The sequence below is a fragment of the Lactobacillus sp. UMNPBX19 genome (assembly GCF_002553805.1).
Classification (GTDB): Bacteria; Bacillota; Bacilli; order Lactobacillales; family Lactobacillaceae; genus Lactobacillus.
The window spans coordinates 1-283 of record NZ_PCYR01000176.1; the positions used below are offsets into that span (position 1 = coordinate 1).

Below are 283 nucleotides of genomic sequence, written 5' to 3' on the forward strand. Positions count from 1 at the left end.
TTCCGTTTGGCGTGTGGACAATAATTGTTCGAGTAATGTCCTTGGTTTCTTGCTTACCGTTGTGATCTGGTTGCTCTGGAGTCTTATTAGCTGTATAGCTAATCTCAACAGTTGTATCCTGAGTATCCTCGTTCACAGTAGTTTCATCAATTTGAGCTGGGGCTGGAGTGTAACCTTTAAATTCTGGAGCTGAGTATCTTTCCCACTTAGCAGTAGACCACTTACCCGCAGATTTGATTTCCCCAGTAGTTGCATCAAGAATCACTTTCCGTGTCAATGTTGC

General features: G+C 43.1%; 1 pseudogene. It reads right to left on the minus strand.

The window, feature by feature from the left end:
• Nucleotides 1–283: pseudogene (locus CP370_RS09665) on the minus strand (mucus-binding protein); the annotation flags it as partial.